Here is a 20,052-nt window from a genome sequence, read left to right on the forward strand (position 1 = left end):
CTGACATCTTACCGCCCACGCCCGCGCTCCCTAGACTAGGGACTCAGGTTGGCCGAGATCGCAAGATATTTGTGCAGGCGAGCCCCAACTACGCGAACAAAAGGTAATGGGATGAAATTCGGTGTCTGGTATGGAATGGCGGCCTGGTTCCTGATTCTCAAGGGCTTGGCGATTGCTCCATTCGCGGAATGGAGCTGGTGGTTCGTCCTGATTCCGATCATCTGGCCGAACCTCGGAGAGATTGGCGAATTTCGATCAAAGAAGGGCAAGTCGTTTTCAGCCCGCACACCCGCGTTCTGCAGCCGGAAACCGGACGATGCACCGGTCCCGCTCAACGCTCCGCAGAAGCAGCTCTGAGCTAGGCTTCTCCCGGGTTAGCAATCCACAGGCAGCAACGCGCCACACCGGTGGCGCGGTTGAAGGGCTGAAAATCTGCGCAGCAGGCTTCGAAGCCAGTTCTGCCCGAAGGATCGGACGGCGGGTTTAAGCGGCCCGCGAACGGATAGGTTCATCGCCGCCGAAAGCCTTCAGCGCACGCAATCGACGTAATAGCGGCCGTCCTTGCCCTTGACCAGGCCATGCACATCGGTCTCGAAGCCGGGGAAGGTGGCGTTGAATTCGCGGGCGAACTTCAGGTAGCTGCAAATCGTCTTGTTGAAGCGCTCGCCCGGAATGAGCAGCGGGATGCCCGGCGGGTAAGGCGTCAGCAGCACGGCGGTGACGCGGCCTTCCAGCTCGTCGACCGGCACGCGCTCGATCTCGCGGTGCGCCATCCTGGCGAAGGCGTCGGCCGGACGCATGGCCGGCACCATGTCGGACAGGTACATTTCGGTGGTCAGGCGGGCGACATCGTTCTGCTTGTACACGGTGTGGATCTGGGTGCACAGGTCGCGCAGGCCGACCCGCTCGTAGCGCGGATTCTTCTGCACGAACTCGGGCAGCACCTTCCACAGCGGCTGGTTCTTGTCGTAGTCGTCCTTGAACTGCTGCAGCGCGGTGACCAGCGAATTCCAGCGGCCCTTGGTGATGCCGATGGTGAACATGATGAAGAAGCTGTACAGGCCGCACTTCTCGACGATGACCCCATGCTCGGCCAGGTACTTGGTGACGATGGCGGCCGGGATGCCGAATTCGTCGGCGAAGTCGCCGTCCACATCAAGGCCCGGGGTAATGATGGTGGCCTTGATCGGATCGAGCATGTTGAAGCCGTCGGCCAGGTTGTTGAAGCCGTGCCAGCGTTCGCCCGGCTTGAGCATCCAGGCGTCGCGTTCCTCGATGCCCTCTTCGGACAGGTCATCCGGCCCCCACACTTTGAACCACCAGTCGGCGCCCCACTCCTCGTCCACCTTGCGCATGGCGCGGCGGAAGTCGAGGGCTTCGGTGATCGATTCCTCGACCAGCGCGGTGCCGCCCGGCTCTTCCATCATCGCCGCGGCGACGTCGCACGAGGCGATGATCGAATACTGCGGCGACGTCGAGGTATGCATCAGGTAGGCCTCGTTGAAGATGTCGCGGTCGAGCTTGTTGTTCTCGGCGTCCTGGACGAGGATCTGCGAGGCCTGGCTGAGGCCGGCCAGCAGCTTGTGCGTCGATTGCGTCGAGAAGACCATCGACTCCTTGCAGCGCGGGCGATCGGCGCCGATGGCGTGGTAGTCGCCGTAGAAATCGTGGAAGGCGGCGTGCGGCAGCCAGGCTTCGTCGAAATGCAGGGTGTCGATCTTGCCGTCGAGCTCGGCCTTGATGTCCTCGACGTTGTACAGGATGCCGTCGTAGGTCGACTGCGTGATGGTCAGCACGCGCGGCTTGGCGCTCTTGTCGGCGATGAACGGGTTGGCGGCGATCTTCTGCTGGATGCTTTCCCAGGCGAATTCACTCTTCGGGATCGGGCCGATGATGCCGAAGTTGTTGCGCGTCGGCATCAGGAAGACGGGAATCGCGCCAGTCATCATGATGGCGTGCAGGATGGACTTATGGCAGTTGCGGTCCACGACGACGATGTCGCCCGGCGCCACGGTCGAGTGCCAGACGATCTTGTTCGACGTCGACGTGCCGTTGGTAACGAAATACAGGTGATCCGAATTGAAGATGCGCGCGGCGTTACGCTCGGAGGCGGCGACCGGTCCGGTGTGGTCGAGCAGCTGGCCGAGTTCTTCCACGGCATTGCACACGTCGGCACGCAGCATGTTCTCGCCGAAAAACTGGTGGAACATCTGGCCGACCGGCGACTTCAGGAAGGCGACGCCGCCCGAGTGGCCGGGGCAGTGCCACGAATAGGAACCGTCGGCAGCGTAATGGGTCAGCGCGCGGAAGAAGGGCGGCGGCAGGGAATCGAGGTAGGCGTTGGCCTCGCGCTTGATGTTGCGGGCGATGAATTCCGGGGTGTCCTCGTGCATGTGGATGAAGCCATGCAGCTCGCGCAGGATGTCGTTCGGAATATGCCGGCTGGTACGCGTCTCGCCGTGCAGGAAGATGGGAATCTCGGCGTTCTTGTGGCGGATCTCGGTGACGAAGGCACGCAGCTCGGCCAGCGTTTCGTCCGGCTCGAGCGCCAGTTCCTCGTCGTCGATGGACAAGATGAAGGCCGAGGCGCGGCTCTGCTGCTGGGCGAAGGACGTCAGGTCGCCGTAACTGGTCACGCCCAGCACTTCCATGCCTTCCTTTTCGATCGCCTCGGCCAGCGCGCGGATGCCTAGACCCGAGGCGTTCTCGGAGCGGAAGTCTTCGTCGATGATGATGACGGGAAAGTGAAAGCGCATGGGATTCAATCCTCAAAAAGCGGCGACCCGCCGCAGCGGGTCGAAGAATATGTCGATCGTGTTACCGGAATACGTCAGATTTTGGGCAGGGTGACGCCTTCCTGCCCCTGGTACTTGCCGCCGCGGTCCTTGTACGAGGTTTCGCAGATTTCGTCGGACTCGAAAAACAGCACCTGGGCGCAGCCCTCGCCGGCGTAGATCTTGGCCGGCAGCGGGGTGGTGTTGGAGAACTCCAGCGTGACGTGGCCTTCCCACTCCGGCTCGAAGGGGGTGACGTTCACGATGATGCCGCAGCGGGCATAGGTCGATTTGCCGAGGCAGACGGTGAGCACCGAGCGCGGGATGCGGAAGTACTCCATGGTGCGGGCCAGCGCGAAGGAGTTCGGCGGAATGATGCAGACGTCGGACTCGATTTCGACGAAGGACTTGGGATCGAAATTCTTCGGATCGACCACCGTCGAGTTGATGTTGGTGAACACCTTGAATTCGCGGGCGCAGCGGATATCGTAGCCATAGCTGGAGGTGCCGTAGGAGACGATCTTCTGGCCATTGACCTCGCGCACGAGGTCCGGCGCGAACGGTTCGATCATGCCGTGTTCCTGCGCCATGCGGCGAATCCACTTGTCTGATTTGATGGCCATTTCTTCTATTCCGCGCTGCAAAAAACAAAGGCGGGATTTTACCCGCCTTTGTCGCTGGAAATGTCTACAAATTACGTATTCTGGACCACGATATTCGGGAATTTCGACGTCATGTCCTTGGCCTTCTCGCCGATCTTCACCGCGACGCGGCGGGCGATGCCGCGGTAGATCTCGGCCGTGCGCGAATCCGGCGCGCCGACCACGGTCGGCTTGCCGCCATCGGCCATTTCGCGGATCGCCAGTTCCAGCGGCAGGCTGCCGAGGAATTCGACGTTGTAATCCGAACACATCTTCTCGCCGCCGCCGGTGCCGAAGATATGCTCCTCGTGGCCGCAGTTCGAGCAGATATGGATGCTCATGTTCTCGACGATGCCGAGGATGGGGATATTCACCTTCTCGAACATCTTCAGGCCCTTGCGCGCGTCGATCAGCGCGATGTCCTGCGGCGTGGTGACGATCACGGCGCCGGTCACCGGCACCTTCTGCGCCAGCGACAGCTGGATGTCGCCGGTGCCCGGGGGCATGTCGACGATCAGATAGTCGATGTCGCGCCAGTTGGTCTGGCCGAGCAGCTGGTCGAGTGCCTGGGCGACCATCGGGCCGCGCCAGACCATCGGCGTTTCGACATCGACCATGAAGCCGATCGACATCGCCTGCACGCCGTAGGCCTGCAGCGGCTCCATGCTCTGGCCGTCCTTCGACTCCGGCTGCTGGCCGGCCAGGCCGAGCATTTGCGGTTGCGACGGGCCGTAGATGTCGGCATCGAGGATGCCGACGCTGGCGCCTTCCTGGGCCAGGGCCAGGGCCAGGTTGACCGCCGTCGTGCTCTTGCCGACGCCGCCCTTGCCGGAGGCCACGGCGATGATGTTCTTGACGCCCGGCATCAGCTTGACGCCCATCTGTACCGAGTGGGCGACGATCTTGGTGAAGACGTTGGCCGACACGTTGCCGACGCCCGGCACGGTGCGCACGGCGGCGATGACCTGCTTGCGGATGGCGTCGATCTGGGTCTTGGCCGGGTAGCCGAGTTCGATGTCGAAGGCGACGTCGTCGCCGTCGATCTTGACGTTCTTCAGCGCCTTGCCGGCGACGAAATCCTTGCCGGTATTGGGATCGACCGCAGCAGAAAGCGCAGCCTTGATTTGCTGTTCAGTAAAACTCATGAAAACTCCGGGTTGGGTGGAGACGGCCGGGAAATACCCGAGCAATTTTGTCCAGTATAACCGAAACCCGGGGTGCGAATCAGCTTCCCTGCACCGTATCGAGGCGATAGCCCTGCCCATAGACCGAGGACAGCATCAGGCCGCTTTCGCCGGCCAGGCCCAGTTTCTTGCGCAGGCGGCTGGCATGGGTGTCGACCGTGCGGGTATCGACCCCGGCATCGCGCGACCAGACGCTGGTCAGCAGTTCGTCCCGCGACAGCACGCGGCCGATATTCTGGAGCAGGATCACGGCCAGTTCGAATTCACGCTGGGTCAATTCGACCTCGGCCCCGGACAGGCGGATGCGGCGCCCCTCGAGATCGATTTCGATGCCCCCGAAGTTCAGGGTGCTGACCCGCGGCTTGCGGCGGCGCAGGAGGGCGTGGATACGCGCCATGAACTCCATGTAGCGAATCGGTTTCGGGATGTAGTCATCGGCGCCGAGGCGGAGAATATCGGCGGCCGCCTCCTCGTCGGTACGCCCGGTGCAGAAGACAACCGGCACATCCCAGCCACACTGTTCACGAACACGCTTGAGCACCTCGTCACCGCCCATGTCCGGCAGGTTCCAGTCGATGACGAAAAAATCGAAGCTGCGGCTCCCGATTGCCTCGAGACACGAGCCGCCATCAGGAAAAACCTCCACCTGATGCCCCTCGCTCTTCAACAAGGCCTTCAATACCTCGGCCTGACTCCGGCTATCTTCAACTACAGCGAAATTCATAATTCCTCCCAAATCCGCGGCAGATTCTGCCCCCTCAAGCAGGTTTCAGCAACGATGCCAAGCTCAATTTCACCAATCGTACACATTCGTTTACCTTTCTTAACAAAGCAAGTCTGAGCCCTCCCGGCCGCGTTTGCCGCAACGTCTACGCGCCATCGCGGTAAAATCGCGCTTTATCTTTCAAGACTCGCCTCCCATGCCGCGCAAGATCCTTGTCACCTCCGCCCTGCCCTATGCCAACGGCGCCATCCACCTCGGCCACCTGGTCGAGTACATCCAGACCGACATCTGGGTGCGTTTCCAGAAAATGGCCGGCAACGAGTGCTGGTATGTCTGCGCCGACGACACCCACGGCACGCCGATCATGCTGCGCGCGGAAAAGGAAGGCATCACGCCGGAGCAGCTGATCGAGCGCGTCCATGGCGAGCACTACCGCGACTTCTCGGGCTTCCACGTCGGCTTCGACAATTACTACAGCACGCATTCGCCGGAAACCCGGGAATGCGCCAACGACATCTACCTGAAGCTGCGCGAGGCCGGCCTGATCGAGGTGCGCACCATCGAGCAGTACTTCGACCCGGTCAAGCAACTGTTCCTGCCCGACCGCTTCATCAAGGGCGAGTGCCCGAAGTGCCACGCCAAGGAGCAGTACGGCGACAACTGCGAGGTGTGCGGCGCCGCCTATGCACCGACCGACCTGATCGAACCGTTCTCCGCCATCTCCGGCGCCAAGCCGGAACTGCGCAACTCGGAACACTACTTCTTCAAGCTCTCCGACCCGCGCTGCGAGGCTTTCCTGCGCCAATACACCGCCAGCGGCGTGCTGCAGAACGAAGCCGCCAACAAGATGCAGGAATGGCTGGGCGCCCCGGGCGACAACAAGCTGACCGACTGGGACATCTCGCGCGACGCACCGTATTTCGGCTTCGAGATTCCCGATGCGCCGGGCAAATACTTCTACGTCTGGCTCGACGCGCCGATCGGCTACATGGGTTCGTTCAAGAATCTGTGCGCCAAGAAGGGCCTCGATTTCAACGAATACTTCAAGCCCGATTCACAGACCGAGCTGTACCACTTCATCGGCAAGGACATCCTGTATTTCCACGCCCTGTTCTGGCCGGCCGAACTGCAGCATGCCGGCTTCCGCACACCAACGAAGATTTTCGCGCACGGCTTCCTGACCGTCGATGGCGCCAAGATGTCCAAGTCGCGCGGCACCTTCATCACCGCCGAGAGCTTCATCAAGACCGGCCTGAATCCGGAATGGCTGCGCTACTACTACGCCGCCAAGCTGTCGGCGACCATGGAAGACATCGATCTCAACCTCGAGGACTTCTGCGCCCGCGTCAATTCCGACCTGGTCGGCAAGTACGTCAATATCGCCAGCCGCTCGGCCGGTTTCATCGCCAAGCGCTTCAACGGCCAGCTCGCCCCGGCCGCCGCCGACCTGCCGGCCATCCAGGCCATCCAGGAAGCCGCGCCGCGCATCGCCGAGCTCTACGAAGCGCGCGAATTCGGCAAGGCCATGCGCGAGATCATGGCGCTGACCGATGCCGCCAACCAGTACGTCGATAGCGTCAAGCCGTGGGAACTGGCCAAGCAGGAAGGCAAGGAGGTCGAACTGCACGCTGCGTGCACCAACGCGCTGAACCTGTTCCGCCTGCTCACCGTGCTGCTCAAGCCTATCCTGCCGGTGGTCGCCGCCAAGGTCGAACAATTCATGAACATCGCGCCGCTGGCATGGAGCGATGTCCGGAGCCTGCTCGCCGCCGGCCACACCATCAATGCCTACGAGCACCTGATGACGCGCGTCGATCCGAAGCTGATCGAGAAGCTGGTCGAAGCCAACCGGGAATCGCTGGCCCCGACGCCGGAGCAGCAGTCGCAGCAGCGCCACGGCGAACACCAGCAGAAGGAGGCGGCCAAGGACGCCAAGGCGGCGCCTGCCCCGGCCACCGACGGGCTGTGCAGCATCGACGACTTCATGAAGGTCGATCTGCGCATCGCCCGCATCGCCAACGCCGAGCACGTCGAAGGAGCCGACAAGCTGGTGCGCCTGACCCTGGACGTCGGCGAGGAAAAGACACGCAACGTCTTCGCCGGCATCAAGGCGGCCTACGATCCGGCCCAACTGGTCGGCCGGCTGACGGTCATGGTCGCCAACCTGGCGCCGCGCAAGATGAAGTTCGGCCTGTCGGAAGGCATGGTCCTCGCCGCCTCCGACACGGATGGCAAAACGCCGGGACTCTTCCTGCTGTCGCCGGATTCGGGCGCTCAGCCGGGCATGCGAGTCAAGTAATCCGAAGCGCGGGAATGTGGCCCGACATGAAGGCCGCATTCCTGCTGCAGCGCAGCAATCCAGCCCTTTTACTTCAAGTATCACTTTAACTTAGACGCCCAATCCACCCCCAGGATTTGGTCTTTTCAAACTATCCACAAAATCTGTGGATAACTCTGTGAATGAAACTGGGCGACACGCACTAAGTCACCGTTTCACAAGGACTTTCCTTACCCTGCCTGAAACTTGGGCGCAAGCATAAGCCATTGATTTAAAATAGGTTAGTGGCACACAACGACAAAACAACAAATTCAACATCATTGAATTGTCAAGTCGAACCAGGCAATTTCGCTTCTGTGCATAACTCACGGCCTGACCGACGCTTGTCAAGACCCCCCGGAAGATTTTTTTGTCACACAAGAAGGACCACCCAGCATGCTCAACTCCGTGACACGCCCGCCTCGCCCCCGCCTGACCGGCCCCATCCTGGGCTACGCCCTGGTCGATGTCTTCGGGCTTTCGTGCGTCGGCATCGGTGCCAGCTGGTTCGCCGCGGGCAAGGCGGCCATCCTCGCCAACTTCCCGACCTCTATGGCGGAAGCCGTGGCGTGCGCCGCCGGTGGCGTCGTGATCATGATCTGGGCGGTCGCCCGCATCCTGCGCGAAATCGCCAAGCAGGCACCCGAACTGCAGGCGCGCTACGACGCCTACATTGCCGCCCAACACCCAGACAAGGTCCGCCCCAAGGACGAAACGCAATAGCCCGCCGCGCGGCGGGCTACTCGGCCTTGCTGCCCGGCTTGAGCCACTCGGGCAATTCGCGATTGCCGGCGTTGTCGATGATGTATTGCCGGATCAGCCGGCGCACGACCTGCGACGAGGTCAGGTCATGTTCGCTGCAGATTTCCTCGAACAGCTTCTTCTTGCGCGGGTCGATCAACAGGGTCAGGCGGGCGGTGCGGTTCTCCATGATGCGTCGCTCTTGTCGGATTTATATCGCACCATGTTAACATATGATTAACATTGACGATTAATCGCACGCTCATATAATGCAGCGCTTATTCCCCGAGCGCGTGCCATGAAAATCGCCTTCCGCCCCAAGCTCCTCGATTGCCTGCCCGGCTATGACCGGGCGCAACTGGGCAAGGATCTCGCTGCGGGGATCACGGTCGGTGTCCTCGCCCTGCCGCTGGCCATGGCTTTCGCCATCGCTTCCGGCTGCTCGCCGACGGCCGGCATCTGGACGGCCATCGTCGCCGGTTTCCTGACCTCGGCACTGGGCGGCTCGCGGGTGCAGATCGGCGGCCCGACCGGCGCCTTTATCCCCATCGTCTATGGCATCGTCGCCGTCCATGGTTTTGCCAACCTGCTCGGCGCCACCATGCTGGCCGGCATCTTCCTGCTCGCCATGGGGCTGGCGCGCATGGGGCAGCTCATCCGCTTCATCCCGGTCACCGTCGTCATCGGCTTCACCAACGGCATCGCCGTCGTCATCTTCATGGCCCAGATCAAGGATTTCTTCGGCCTGAAAATCGACAGCCTGCCGGCCGAATTCTTCCTCCGCATCAAGACCCTGGCCGCCTACGCGCACACCGTCGACCTGCCGACCCTCGGCCTGGCCTCGGCCTGCTTCGCCTTCCTGCTCTCCTACAACTGGCTGGCCCAACGCATCGCCATCCTGCGCCGGGCGCCGGGGCCGCTCGTCGTCCTCATCGTCGGTACGCTGGTTTCCTTCCTTTTCGACCTGCCGGTGGAAACCATCGGCAGCCGCTTCCATGGCATTCCGCAGGAACTGCCCGGTTTCGGATTACCCAGCCTGTCGATCCACGACTTCGGCAAGCTGATCTCGCCGGCCATCACCATCGCCCTGCTCGGCGCCATCGAATCGCTGCTCTCGGCCCGCGTCGCCGACAGCCAGATCGACGACCGCCACGACCCCAACCAGGAACTGGTCGCCCAGGGACTGGCCAACATCGCCGCCCCGCTGTTCGGCGGTTTCGCCGCCACCGGCGCCATCGCCCGTACGACGACCAACGTCAAGACCGGCGGGCGGACGCCGATCGCCGGCATCATCCACGCCACCGTGCTGCTCGGCATCGTCCTGCTCGCCGCCCCGCTCGCCGCCTACGTGCCGCTCGCCACACTGTCGGCCATCGTCATGGTCGTCGCCATCAACATGGGCGAGTGGCACGAATTCGTCGAACTGAAACGCTATACGTACAACTACCGGATCATCCTGCTTGCCACCTTCTTCGTCACCGTGCTGTTCGACCTGACCATCGCCGTCGAACTGGGCATGGTGCTGGCCAGCCTGTTCTTCATCTACCGCATGTCGGAACTGACCCGCGTCGAGCGCCGCCCCTTGCGCGAGGAAGCCTCCGAACCGCGCTTCCTGTACCCGGACGGCAGCATGCGGGTCACCGCCTGGCAGCTCTTCGGCTCGCTGTTCTTCGGCGCGGTCAACAAGCTGGAGGCCCTGCTCGACCCGGCAGCCGGCCACCCCGAGGTGGTCATCCTCGACATGACGCAGCTGATCCAGCTCGACACCACCGGCCTCGAAGGCCTGGAAAGCCTGCTCGACAAACTGAAGAAGCGCGGTTGCACGCTGATCGTCTGCGGCCTCAACTCGCAACCCGGCTCGCTGCTCTACCGCTCCGGCTTCATCGACCATCTCGGCGACGACAACGTCTGCCCGGATCTCAGCCATGCGCTGCAACGCGCCTACATCCTGCTGCCCGACCTGATGGGCGGCTCCGAAGAAGATTATTGACAAGGAATTCCCATGAGCGCCCTGCCCCAATGCCCGCAATGCAACTCCGAATACACCTACGAGGACGGCGACAATTTCGTCTGCCCCGAATGCGCCCATGAATGGCCGCAAAAGGCGCTTGAAGCGGTCGAGGAAAAGCGCGTCTGGAAGGACGCCAATGGCAACCTGCTGCAGGACGGCGACTCGGTCACCGTCATCAAGGACCTGAAGATCAAGGGCTCCTCGTCGGTGGTTAAGGTCGGCACCAAGGTCAAGAACATCCGCCTGATCGAGGGCGATCACGACATCGACTGCAAGATCGACGGCATCGGCGCCATGCAGCTCAAGTCGGAATTCGTCAAGAAGGCCTGAACCTCAGCGGTTCAATCCCGCCGCCCAGGCCTCGGCCGCCGGGCGGACGATCTCTATCCACGGCCCGGGATAGATGCCGATGCTGATGATCATGACGATCAGCGCGACCAGCACCGCCCATTCGCGCGGCCGCAGGTCGCTGGCCTGCGCCACGCCCGCCTTGTCCGCCGGCCCGAAGAAAGCCTTGCGGTAAAGCGCCAGGAAGCCGCCGGCGGCGATGGACAGCCCGAACAGGGCGGCCATGCCGGCCCCGGTGTGGCTCTGCAGTGCGGCGATGATGAGCATGAACTCGCCCGGGAAGCTGCTCGTCCCCGGCATGCCGACCCCGGCCAGGCCGCAGATCAGGAAGCCAGTGGCGAGCAGCGGCATCGTTTTCGCGGCACCGCCCAGGGCATGGATGTCGTTGGAACCGGTGCGCTGACGCAGGAACTCGAGCAGCAGGAAAGCGCCGCCGGTGGCCACCGAAAAGCTGAGCAGCAGCGACACCGCGCCCTGCGCCCCCTGTGCCGTGTAGGAAGCCAGGCCGAGCACAGCCAGGCCGACGTGGCAGATGCTGGCATAGGCCAGGCTGACGCGCATGTTGCTCTGCGCCAGCATGCCGACCGCCCCGTAGAGGATGGCCACGGTGCCCAGGCCGGCGAGCAGCCAGTGCAGGTCGAGCGCGGCGTCGGGCGCCAGCGGTATGGCAAAGCGGATCAGGCCGAAGGCGCCGAGCTTGAGGCCGACCAACAGCGCCGTCAGCGAGCCGGGCGCGGCCAGCGCGAACTGCGGCAGCCAGGTATGCAGCGGCACCAGCGGCACCTTGAGCCCGAAACCGACCAGGCAGAGCAGGAACACCGCCGTCTGCGTCCGCCGTGCCAGCGGCACGGCGAGCAGCGTCGTCAGGTCGAAGGTCGGCACCGCCTGGCTGGTGGCCAGGATGACGAAGGCGAGCAGCAGGGGAATGCCGCCGGCCAGCATGATCAGGAAATAGCGCGTCGCCGCCGCGGCAGCGCCCGCCGTGACGCCCCAGCGCCCGAGCAGGAAATACAGCGGCACCAGGGTCAGTTCCCAGAAAACAAAGAAGAACACCGTATCGAGGGCGCAGAAGATGCCGAAGGTCGCCGCCTGCAGGATCAGCAGCAGGCCGTAATGGAAACGCGGTGCCTCCTGCACGGCATTCCAGCAGGCCACCAGCGAACCGAGGAAAAGCAGCGCCGTCGCCGGCAGGAAGAGGATGGACAGGCCATCGACGCCGACCCGGTAGTGCACGTTCAGGCTGGCGATCCAGGCATAGCTTTCAAGCAACTGGAAGCGCGCCCCGGCCGGCTCGTAGGCGAGCAGCGCGGCGACGCCCAGCGCCAGCGACACGAGCAGGCTCGATGCCGCCAGCTGACGTGCCCGGCGGGCCGGCAGCAGCCACAGCAAGACGGCCGCCAGCAGGGGCTGGAAAATGAGCAGCGAGAGCAGCGGCAACGTCATCGCAAGAACCTCGCCGCCGCGGCCTTGCTTGCCGTCTCGGTCAGGAACAGCCAGGGTTCGGTGAAGAAGCCGATGGCCAGCATGGCGGCCAGGGCGATGCCGCCGACCACGTACTCCATGGGCAGCGTGCGGTCGACATCGTGGCCGCCGGCCTTGGCCTGCGACAGGAAGGCACGCTGGAAGGCCCAGAGCAGGAAGCCGGCCGCGGCGACGTTGCCGAGCGCGGTGGCGACGGTGGACAAGGCGCCGAACTGGTCGATGGACGCTTCCAGGATCAGGTGGGCGGCATCGAAGCCCGGCGTTCCCGGCATGCCGACGATGGCCAGGCCGAAAGCCAGGAAGGCGATGGCGAGGAAGGGAATGCGCTCGAACAGGCCGGACAGCTCGTGCAGCTCGGTCGTCCCGGTGCGCCGGAAGACGAAGCCGACGATGAACCACATGCCGGTCACCGCCACCCCGAAGTTGGCGGCAAGCAGCACCGTTCCCTGGATGCCCGCCTCGTGCAGGCTGAACAGGCCGATGACGAGCAGGCTGGTATGGCTGACCACGGCGAAGGCGAGCAGGCGGCGCAGGTTGGTCTGCCGGAAGGCGAGCGCCGCGGTGAAGAAAACGCCGGCCATGGCGAAGCCGACGACATAGGGCTGCCAGGTCTGCACCGCCGCCGGGGTCAGCGGCAGGACGAAGCGCAGCATGCCGTAGATGCCGACCTTGACGCCGACCATCAGTGCCGGCGCGACGGCGATCAGGCCGTGCTGCGCCATGTTGGGCAGCCAGCCGTGCAGCGGAAAAAGCGGCGTGCGCACGGCCAGGCCGTAGAACAGCAGGTAGAAGGCCGCCGTCTGGAACTTGCCGACCGGGATGGCGCCGACCAGGTCGAACAGGTCGAAGCTCCACCGCCCGCCGGTCGCCTCGGCATGCCCCCAGCCGAGCACCACGCAACCGGCAACAAAGAGCAGCCAGCCGAAGCCCTGGTACTGGACGAAACGGGCCAGCGCCTGGATTTCGGCGCGCGACGAGGCCCAGCGGCGCAGCAGGTAGACCACCGCCCACAGCTCCAGCCCCGAGAAGGCGGCGAACCAGGCAACGTTGACGGTCACCAGCATGCCGACCAGCCCGGCTTCGGCGATGAGCAGCACGGCGAACAGGCGGCCCGGCGAAATCATGCCGCGGCTCATGCCGTACAGCGTCATCAGGAAAGTCAGCAGGGCCGCCGACAGGATGAAGACCATGCTCAGGCCGTCGACCGCGACATGGTAGGCCAGCGGCGCGAAACGCTCGGCCAGCTGCAGCGCCGGCGAGGTCGGATCGAGATGGGCGACGGCGACGATGGCAAGCAGCAGTTCGCCCAGCGCGAACACCTTGCCGAGCACGACGGCCGTCGTCCGCTCCTTGAAGGCGAAGACCAGCGCCGCGCCGAGCAGCGGCAGCAGCTGCAGCAGGAGCAGCCAGGGCAGCGCGGCCTGCCGCTGCCAGAGAATTTCCGTAAAACCGCCGAAGGTCGCGCCGCTCACAGGATCACCACGAAAGTCGCCATCACCGCCATCATCAGGTAGCGCGGCTGCTCGAGCAGGCCTTCCACGGTCCGCAGGTAGGCGCCGGCGCGATGCAGCAATCTCTCGGCGGCGCCCCCCTTGCCGCGCAGCAGCAGGCGGTACTCGATGTGCTGCAGGCTGTCGGAAAGCGAGGCCAGCAGGCGGCCGGGCAGCCCGTCGACGCGAACCAGCGGCCGGTCGTGGTGGAGCGCCTTGCCGTGCCCGGGCTGGCCGATGGCGCGGTCGATGAAATGCTCCTCCAGCCCGCGCGCGTCCCGCGAGAACGACTGGGTCGGCTCGACGAGCAGCGTCTGCGCCAGCTTGTCCAGCCAGAAACGCTGCACGGCGATGGTGTACAGCAGCTGGTTCTGGCGCAGCCAGGCCGGCGGCAGCGGTGGCCGCTCGCGGGTGATGCTCAGCCACGACGGGGCGAGCAGGAATTGCCAGATGCGCCAGCCGGCATGCAGGCACAGATGGACCAGGGCCAGCGTCGTCCAGCCCAGGCCGATGGCGACGAACATCAGCGCCACCTGGAAGACGACGCCGAAGATCAGCGCCGACTTGACGTCGGTCTGCACCAGCCCGCACAGCCAGGCGTAGATCGCCGTCAGCGCACCGGCAACGACCAGGCCGACCATGACGTCCGGCACCTGGACGAGCAACGGCTCCAGGCGGAGCAGCAGATAGACGCCGGCATGCACCATCACCGCGCCGTAGAAGATGGCCGACGACGGCGTCGGCCCTTCCAGCGCCCGGGTGATCCAGGCGGTGAACGGCAGTTGCGCCGACTTGGCGAGCGCGGCGATGACGAAGCCGATGACCAGCAGGCGGTCGTTGACCACGCTGATCTCCCTGGCCCGCGACAGCGCCGTCCATTCGAAGCCGCCGAGCCAGGCCGCCGCCAGGCCGAGGGCGAGCAGGAAGCCGGCATCGCCGGCGCGGTTGGTGACGAAGGCGAACAGCGCATTGCCGGTGGCCACCGGGCGATGCCAGGCGTAGCCGATGAGCAGGAAGGACGAGATGCCGCACATCTCCCAGCCGACGAAGGCGAGCAGGCCGTTGCCGGCGAGGAGCACGAACTGGATGCCGGCCAGGAAGAAACCCAGGGCGATGAAGAAGCGGTGGAAACCGGCCTCGCGGTGCAGGTAGTTGGCCGAAAAACGGGTGACCAGCCAGCCGATCAGCGCGGTCAGCGTGCCCAGGATCAGCGACAGCGGGTCGAGCATGAACGAGAAGCTCGCCTCCCAGTTGCCGTTGCCGAACCAGTGGCCGAGCCGGCGATGCCCCGGCGCACCGTGCGCCAGCGCCAGCGCGTCGATGGCGAGCATCAGGGCCAGCCCGCCGAAGGCAGCCAGCGAAGCCAGGCGCGCCGTCAGCGGCTCGGCGGCATCGCCGACCGCCCGGCCGAGCAGCACGCGGGCGCCGGTGACGACGACGGCCAGCAGCGGCAGGACCGGCACCAGCCAGACCCAGTCGGCGAGATGATCGAGCAGCGTCTTCATCGCACCCCGCCGAGGATGATCGCCGGCGCCAGCGCTTCCGACTCGCCGGCGAACCAGTCAGCCGAGCGCGCCACCTGTGGCAGCACGGCGGAGCCCGACCACGGCAGCCAGCCACGGCGCGGGCAATAGCGCCGGATGGCACCGCTCTCCGGGTCCTTCGCGGCGACGACGATCCAGGCGTTGCCGACCAGTTCCTGCAAGGCAGGCTGGCGCTGCACGATGGCGCTCAACACGTCCGTCGTCTGCTCGACGACAACCAGCAGGCGCATCGGCTCGTGGATTTCGACCATCTGCCAGGGCAGCCCCGTGCGCAGGTCGGAATCCGCGCCCTCCATCACGCCGAACGAACCGGTCAGGTTGTGCGTCACCTTCGAGCCGCAACCGAAACGCTCGTTGTCGACCGACGAAAAATAGTATTCCAGCGCGATCCCCGCCCCGACCGGGCCGGCCGCGAGGAGGATGCCTTCGACGATGTGCCCCCCGGCGTCATCAGTCGTCGGGTCGTAGGAAATCAGGAACACCCGGCGATCGAGGAACAGCCCGCGGCTCATCTGCCGGCGCCCGATGAAGGCCGCCGCGTTCGTCGCGTGCCCCAGTTCGGGACGGGCCTGCGAAATGTCGCCGGCGCGGCCGAGCATGTGCCGGCGCGCCTGCCACGGCGTCGGCCGGAGCGGCGCCGAAGCCAGGCGGCGGCAGCGTTCGGCGGCATGCGCCCGGCACGCTTCGCCGACCTGCCCGACCAGGACGTCGAGGGCGGGCTGGAAGGCAGGCGGCACCTGATCGAGGTCGTACCATTCGACGCCGTCGTCGCAGGTGTCGTGCTCGGCCGCCAGGAACCAGGTGCCGTCACCAATGTGCAGACCGCGGCCGGCCAGGCCGGCGCGCACTTCCGGCCGGTTGGCCAGCGCCGCGAAAACACGCGCGTTGGGCCCGCCATGCCGGCCGGAGCAGGCTCCGCAATCGTAGGCCGACAGATGCGGGTTGTTCTGGCTGCTCGAGCCGTGCCCGAAGATCACGACCAGCGGCGCGAAATCGCGGGTCAGGCCGATCATGCGCAGGAAGGCCGCGACCCGTTCGACCTGCTCGTCTTCGCTCCAGCCCGGGCGAGGCTGCTCCGGCGTTGCCGGATCGGCCCCTTCGGCGGTCAGGGCGAGGCGGGTGGGCACCCGGCCCTCGAACTGCTCCCGCCAGCGCCGGCGGGTTTCGGTAAACCAGCCGGGCACGAGCGTCGCCGCCGTCAACGCGGCCAGCGCCGGCACGCCGCCCAGCGCGGCCAGCAGCGGGCCGGCCAGCGCCCGGCGCCGGGTCGCCTGGTAGAAGCGTTCGCGCCAGCGCAGGCGCCGCTCCCGCCGCGCCGCCCGTCGCCCGGCCAGCGCCTCGGCGCCAGGCGCCGGCAACTCGCGGATCAGGTGGCGCGGCTGGACGACGACCGGGCACAGGGCGCTCCGGCCGGCGTCATCCAGCCCCTGCCAGTACATCGGCACGCCGAAGAAGCCCGCCGCCCCGAAAGTCTCGATATCCGGCGCGATCTCCTCGAGGTGGCGCCGCGTCCCTTCTTCGCGATCGTCCATGCACATCACCACCTGGGCCGACGGCCCGGCCGACGAACGGCGCCGCGGATGGTTGGCCGTCAGCGCCGAAAACAGCTGCTCGCGATAATGCCGCTCGTAGGCGAGCAGCCAGACCTGGCCGCGCTGCAAGGCCTTCAGGCTGGCCGAACAGTCCAGCAGCCGGGCGAGACCCGGCGCGCCCAGGGCATCGACATCGCCGGGCACCAGGCCGAGCTGCCCGAGCAGCGCCGACAAGCGCCAGGCCGCCCCGTCCGCCTGCACGCCCAGCAGCGCCGGCCGCAGGCTTTCGGCCAGCGCCTGCCAGGCCGCCTCATCGACATGGCCGGCCCGGGCCTGCTCGACCAGGCTTGCCGCCTGCCCGAGCAGATCCTCCGGCAAGCCCGCCTCGTGCGCCGCCCGCCGCACCAGCAGTTCGTCCGGGCGGGCCTGGAAATGCGCCGGCAACTCGGCCACGCCCATCGGCCAGCCGACCAGGCGGCGTACCAGATCGTCGGCCAGCAGGCGCTCGAGGAGAACGCGCACGGTCAGGTAGTCGAGCATGGCGACCGGCGTGCCGTCGCCGCGCGCCGGATTGCGGTCGCGCCACAGGAACATCCCCGACCAGCCGGGCAATTCGAGGCTGAGCCGCTCCAGGTAGCCATGCCAGAGGCTTTCGTCCGGCAGCAGGCGCGGCAGCTCGTCGAGCAGGACATCGAGCGGGTCGTCCGGCAAATGCAGTATCTCGTCGCGGACGTTGGGCAATTCGTCCAGCTCCCAGGCCAGGTCGAGACCGGCGCTGGCCCGCCAGGCAGCGAAGAAGCCCCGCTCCCGCGCCGGGTTGCGCCAGGCGGCAACGCCGAGATCGAGGTGGGCCGCGAGATGGCGCTGCAGAATGCTCCGCGTCCGCTCCAGCACATCCTCGCCGCACACCTCGGCGAGCAGGCCGCGCCATGTCCGTGTCGCACCGACCCCGGCGCAGAGCGCCTGCCCCGCGTCCGGCCCGTCCGCCGCGGGCAGCGATGCCAGCGCCGACGCGCAATGCCGGAACAAGCTGTCGTCGGCGAGTTGCCCTTCGCGCCGCAGCCACGCGACGCGCTGCGCCCCGGCCTCCTCGTCGCCGGCCAGCAGGCTGGCCAGCAGGACATCGCGCCGGTTCAGGCCGCGCACGATCTCCGCGTCGAGGTCGGCGACACCCGCGTCGTCGAGCGCCGCCGACAGGTCGTCCAGGGTCACCCGTCCTTGCTCAAAGCACTCGCGGAAGCGGCCTTCCGGCCAATGGACGAGCGCCCCGGTCAGCCGATGCGCGGCGGCCAGGGCCTCGTCGAAGGGCAGGTGCTGAAAGCCGTGCAGGGTATTGTGATGGACGAAATCGCGGATCGGCGCCTGCGCCGGCAGGACATGCGTCAGATGCTCGATCCAGGCGGCCAGGCGCTCGCGGATGGGCAGGTCGCACTGGCCGCTCATGTCATGCCCCGAAGCGTCCGGCCACCAGGCCCACGCTGCCCGCCACCAGCTCGAGCAGGGGGGCCGGCCACAAGCCGAGCGTCACGATGCAGGCCGCCAGCAAGCCCGCGGCGAAGGTTTCCGTGCGCGTCATGTCGGCCAGCGCCATGCCCTCCCCTTTCAGGCACAGGCGGCCGATGACGCGCAGGCTGTAGGCGGCGCCGACCAGCATGGCCAGCCCGAGCAGGATCACCCAGCCGCCCCAGCGGGCGTAGCCGGCGACCAGGGCATGCAGTTCGGCGATGAAGCCGGCGCTGCCCGGCAGGCCGATGGCGGCGAGCAGGCCGAAAGCGACGAAGAAGGCGAAGCGCGGCGCCCGGCCGAGCAGCGAGCCGTAGTCGGCCAGGTCGCGGCTGTGCGTGCGCTGGTAGAGCAGGCCGACGACAAGGAACAGCGTGCCGGCGGTCAGCCCGTGCGCCACCATCTGCACCACGGCGCCGGTCAGGCCAGTGACGTTCAGCGTGGCGATGCCGAGCAGCACGACGCCCATGTGCGAGATCGACGAGTAGGCGACCATCGCCTTCAGGTCCTGCTGCCGCCAGGCCAGGATGCCGCCGTAGAGCAGGCTGACGAAGGCGAGGATGGCCAGCCAGTCCTGCGTCGCCAGCAGCGCGGCGGGCAGCGTGTCGGCGGCTCGGATCAGCCCGTAGGCACCCATCTTGAGCAGCACGCCGGAGAGCAAGATGGACACCGGGCTGGGTGCCTCGACGTGGGCCAGCGGCAGCCAGCCGTGCAGCGGGAAGACCGGCATCTTGACGCCGAAGCCGATGAACAGGCCGGCGAAGATCAGCAGTTGCGTGTTCAGCGGCAAGCCGCGCCCGCCGGCCGCCATGTCGGCCATCGCGAAGCTGTGGCCCGGCGCCGCGTCGTAGAGGAAAAGCAGGGCGACCAGCATGAACACCGAGCCGCCCAGCGTATACAGGAAGAAGTTGAGCGCTGCGCGCTGCCGGTTCGGCCCGCCCAGGCGGTCGATCAGGAAGAACAGCGGGAGCAGCGTCGCTTCCCAGAAGACGTAGAACAGCGACCAGTCGCGCGCCGTGAACACGCCGAACATGGCCGACTCGAGCAACAGCACCAGCACGAAATAGAGCCGCGCACCCTCTTCCATGCGCCGCGACACCAGCACGGCGATCAAGGACAGCAAGGCTGCGAGCAGCACCATGGCCAGCGAGATGCCGTCGACGCCCAGGGCGAAGTACGAACCGAGGCGGACGTTCCAGGCCCGGCTTTCGAACATCTGCACCGCCGCGCCGGCCGGATCGAAGCGGCTGGCCAGCCATAGCGCGTAAGCCAGCGCCGCCAGCGCGAATACCATGGCCGCCTGCCACAGGGGCAAGGCGCGCCGCGCCGGCATGACCGCCAGCAGGGCTGCGCCCACCACCGGCAGAAAGACCAGCGCCTTCAGCATGGTCCGGCCCCTCCGCCAGCCTGCTCGGCATTCGTTATTTTCATGAATGGATTATGCCAGCGACCCGGCCATGACAGGCAAGTCAAAACAGCGTGTTCACCCTTGCTGCAGCGCGTCATTGGTTTGACATGGCATGCCCGCTTCGCTAAATTGAATGTTTCCCCCCAACCTTGAAACCAATCACGATAAGGAGTTTCCAATGGCCGTTCTCGTTGGCAAGCAAGCCCCCGATTTCACCGCGACCGCCGTCTATGGCAACAATGAAATCAAGGAACTGAAGCTGTCGCAATTCAAGGGCAAGCCGGTCGTCCTGTTCTTCTATCCGCTGGACTTCACCTTCGTCTGCCCGTCCGAACTGATCGCCTTCGATCATC

General features: G+C 65.7%; 16 protein-coding genes. 6 read left to right on the forward strand and 10 right to left on the reverse strand.

What is annotated here, in order from left to right; translation table 11 throughout:
- Nucleotides 1–111 precede the first annotated feature (111 nt).
- Nucleotides 112–357, forward strand: a complete 246-nt coding sequence (locus tag Q0P59_RS03335) for a hypothetical protein (RefSeq protein WP_295003544.1) — start codon at nt 112–114, stop codon at nt 355–357.
- A 170-nt stretch (nt 358–527) separates the two neighbouring features.
- On the opposite strand, the gene Q0P59_RS03340 is transcribed toward Q0P59_RS03335, so the two are convergent.
- From Q0P59_RS03340 to Q0P59_RS03355, 4 genes are all read right to left on the reverse strand, one after another.
- Nucleotides 528–2,756 carry an arginine/lysine/ornithine decarboxylase gene (locus Q0P59_RS03340; protein ID WP_295003546.1) on the reverse strand — a complete coding sequence of 743 codons (2,229 nt, stop codon included), beginning with the start codon at nt 2,754–2,756 and terminating at the stop codon, nt 528–530.
- Between the two features lie 74 nt (nt 2,757–2,830).
- On the reverse strand, nt 2,831–3,397 hold the full coding sequence (gene dcd / locus Q0P59_RS03345) for a dCTP deaminase (protein WP_028994900.1): 567 nt from the start codon (nt 3,395–3,397) through the stop codon (nt 2,831–2,833).
- A gap of 71 nt (nt 3,398–3,468) precedes the next feature.
- The gene (gene apbC, locus Q0P59_RS03350) at nt 3,469–4,560 is read right to left on the reverse strand and encodes an iron-sulfur cluster carrier protein ApbC (RefSeq protein ID WP_295003551.1); all 1,092 of its coding nucleotides are present in this window, start codon (nt 4,558–4,560) and stop codon (nt 3,469–3,471) included.
- Nucleotides 4,561–4,639: 79 nt separating this feature from the next.
- On the reverse strand, nt 4,640–5,323 hold the full coding sequence (locus Q0P59_RS03355; RefSeq protein WP_295003554.1) for a response regulator transcription factor: 684 nt from the start codon (nt 5,321–5,323) through the stop codon (nt 4,640–4,642).
- Between the two features lie 196 nt (nt 5,324–5,519).
- On the opposite strand from Q0P59_RS03355, the gene metG reads away from it, so the two are divergent.
- Nucleotides 5,520–7,622 carry a methionine--tRNA ligase gene (gene metG, locus Q0P59_RS03360; protein WP_295003557.1) on the forward strand — a complete coding sequence of 701 codons (2,103 nt, stop codon included), beginning with the start codon at nt 5,520–5,522 and terminating at the stop codon, nt 7,620–7,622.
- Between the two features lie 414 nt (nt 7,623–8,036).
- A complete protein-coding gene (locus tag Q0P59_RS03365) occupies nt 8,037–8,363 on the forward strand; it encodes a hypothetical protein (RefSeq protein WP_295003560.1) in 327 nt (108 codons plus the stop codon).
- Nucleotides 8,364–8,379: 16 nt separating this feature from the next.
- Here Q0P59_RS03365 and Q0P59_RS03370 read toward each other — a convergent pair whose 3' ends face one another.
- A complete protein-coding gene (locus Q0P59_RS03370) occupies nt 8,380–8,571 on the reverse strand; it encodes a CopG family transcriptional regulator (RefSeq protein WP_295003562.1) in 192 nt (63 codons plus the stop codon).
- A 108-nt stretch (nt 8,572–8,679) separates the two neighbouring features.
- Here Q0P59_RS03370 and Q0P59_RS03375 point away from each other — a divergent pair, with 108 nt between their 5' ends.
- The gene (locus Q0P59_RS03375) at nt 8,680–10,371 is read left to right on the forward strand and encodes a SulP family inorganic anion transporter (protein ID WP_295003565.1); all 1,692 of its coding nucleotides are present in this window, start codon (nt 8,680–8,682) and stop codon (nt 10,369–10,371) included.
- Between the two features lie 12 nt (nt 10,372–10,383).
- On the forward strand, nt 10,384–10,722 hold the full coding sequence (locus Q0P59_RS03380) for a zinc ribbon domain-containing protein YjdM (protein WP_295003567.1): 339 nt from the start codon (nt 10,384–10,386) through the stop codon (nt 10,720–10,722).
- 3 nt (nt 10,723–10,725) lie between these two features.
- On the opposite strand, the gene Q0P59_RS03385 is transcribed toward Q0P59_RS03380, so the two are convergent.
- Genes Q0P59_RS03385 through Q0P59_RS03405 form a run of 5 tightly spaced genes read right to left on the reverse strand, consistent with a single transcriptional unit; the run spans nt 10,726 to nt 19,678 of the window.
- Nucleotides 10,726–12,183, reverse strand: coding sequence for an NADH-quinone oxidoreductase subunit M (locus Q0P59_RS03385; protein ID WP_295003570.1), 1,458 nt, complete (start codon nt 12,181–12,183; stop codon nt 10,726–10,728).
- The gene (locus Q0P59_RS03390) at nt 12,180–13,694 is read right to left on the reverse strand and encodes an NADH-quinone oxidoreductase subunit M (protein WP_295003572.1); all 1,515 of its coding nucleotides are present in this window, start codon (nt 13,692–13,694) and stop codon (nt 12,180–12,182) included. Before Q0P59_RS03390 ends, Q0P59_RS03385 begins: the two co-directional genes overlap by 4 nt.
- The gene (locus Q0P59_RS03395; protein ID WP_295003574.1) at nt 13,691–15,217 is read right to left on the reverse strand and encodes a proton-conducting transporter membrane subunit; all 1,527 of its coding nucleotides are present in this window, start codon (nt 15,215–15,217) and stop codon (nt 13,691–13,693) included. Before Q0P59_RS03395 ends, Q0P59_RS03390 begins: the two co-directional genes overlap by 4 nt.
- Nucleotides 15,214–18,231, reverse strand: coding sequence for a DUF2309 domain-containing protein (locus Q0P59_RS03400; protein WP_295003577.1), 3,018 nt, complete (start codon nt 18,229–18,231; stop codon nt 15,214–15,216). The genes Q0P59_RS03395 and Q0P59_RS03400 overlap by 4 nt, the downstream gene beginning before the upstream one ends.
- A 1-nt stretch (nt 18,232) precedes the next feature.
- Nucleotides 18,233–19,678 (reverse strand): NADH-quinone oxidoreductase subunit M, encoded by a 1,446-nt coding sequence (locus tag Q0P59_RS03405; RefSeq protein WP_295003580.1) that lies wholly within the window; start codon nt 19,676–19,678, stop codon nt 18,233–18,235.
- Between the two features lie 199 nt (nt 19,679–19,877).
- On the opposite strand from Q0P59_RS03405, the gene Q0P59_RS03410 reads away from it, so the two are divergent.
- Nucleotides 19,878–20,052 (forward strand): redoxin domain-containing protein (locus Q0P59_RS03410; protein WP_295003584.1); only part of this gene is annotated, 175 nt, incomplete at its 3' end.

Origin of the sequence: uncultured Dechloromonas sp., from assembly GCF_945957265.1 — a bacterium.
GTDB lineage: Bacteria > Pseudomonadota > Gammaproteobacteria > Burkholderiales > Rhodocyclaceae > Azonexus.